Here is a 1318-nt window from a genome sequence, read left to right as displayed (position 1 = left end):
TGAATCGCCCCGGGTTTGTTAGAGGCTCGCAAGTGCCGCTTCGGCGGGTGCCGGTGCGGTCTGGTTGTGATGGTAGGTGTCCTCGAGCTCGACGGGCGGGATCATGCCGATCTCGCCGTGGAGTCGACGGTGGTTGAACCAGTCGATGTACTCCGCCGTCGCGATCTCGAGGTCGTCGATGCTCTTCCACGGTCCACGGTTGCGGACCAGTTCGGCCTTGAACAGGGAGTTGAAGGCCTCAGCCAGGGCATTGTCGTAGGAATCGCCGGTGGATCCGACCGAGGCGACTGCGCCGGCGTCGGCGAGGCGCTGGGTGTAACGGATGGCGACGTATTGAACTCCTTTGTCGCTGTGATGCGTCAGCCCGGTGACGTCCTGGCCTGCGTGCTGGCGGGTCCAGATGCCCATCTCCAGCGCGTCCAGCGCGAGGTCGGTCCGTAGCGACTTCGAGAGCTGCCAGCCGACCACTCGGCGGGAGAACACGTCGATGATGAACGCGGCATACACCCAGCCGGTGAAGGTGCGGCAATAGGTGATGTCCGCGACCCACAATTGATTTGGAGCCGTCGCGGTGAAGTCACGTTCGACGAGGTCAGGGCGCGAATCCGGGCCACTGCCCGGGATCGTGGTGCGCGGCCCTTTGGCGCGGGTGATCCCTCGCAGACCTTTGGATCGCATGAGCCGTTCCACCGTGCAGCGAGCCACCTCGATGCCTTCGCGACGCAACTGAGCGTGCAACTTCTTGGCCCCGTAGACGCCGAAGTTCGCTTTGTGGACGCGACGGATCTCGACCAGCAGCTCCTCGTCGCGCACCGCCCGCTTCGAGGGCGGGCGGGTCTTGAACGCGTAGTACGTGCTCGGCGCGATCTGCGTGCCCGCTGCGGTGAGCGTCCTGCAGATCGGCTCGACGCCGAACTCGTGCTTGTGCTGGTCGATGTACTCCACGATCAACGCTGTGGGCGGTCGAGCTCCGCCGCGAAAAAAGCCGAAGCCGACCTCAGGATCGAGTTCGCCCTGCGCAGCTCACGCACTTCCTTCTCCAGCTCAACCAGGCGCTGGGATTCGCTGGTAGTGGTCCCGGGGCGGTGTCCCTCGTCCACCTCGGCCTGCACGACCCAGTTCCTCAGAGTTTCGGGATTGATCCCGAGCTGCTCTCCCACACGGCGGAACGTGCCCGACCTCGTCGATGGATCGCGCCGTGACTGAACAGCCATCCTCGTGGCCCTCTCCCGAAGCTCGTCCGGGTACTTCCTCGGTGCTGCCATGCTCCTCATCCTCCCGTGGATTCAGAGCCTCCACCAGACCCGGGGCGATTCAC

At 64.7% G+C, this 1318-nt stretch carries 1 protein-coding gene and 1 other annotated feature; the gene reads right to left on the bottom strand.

The genetic code is table 11. The features are described 5' to 3' along the window. Window positions 1–18: 18 nt before the first annotated feature. Window positions 19–1265, bottom strand: a protein-coding gene (locus tag ACFQ53_RS17695; protein ID WP_377862289.1) for an IS3 family transposase whose coding sequence is annotated in 2 segments (ribosomal slippage) — window positions 19–980 and window positions 980–1265 — 1248 coding nt in all. Because the reading frame shifts where the segments join, the coding sequence is not laid out codon by codon here. Further along, window positions 859–987, bottom strand: a sequence feature (AL1L pseudoknot). Its footprint overlaps the gene before it by 129 nt. Window positions 1266–1318: the final 53 nt, after the last annotated feature.

Origin of the sequence: Brachybacterium sp. NPDC056505 (assembly GCF_042794925.1) — a bacterium.
GTDB classification, from domain to species: domain Bacteria; phylum Actinomycetota; class Actinomycetes; order Actinomycetales; family Dermabacteraceae; genus Brachybacterium; species Brachybacterium kimchii.
The sequence above is the reverse complement of the archived record's forward strand: the minus strand, read 5'-3'. Positions and strand labels throughout refer to the sequence as shown.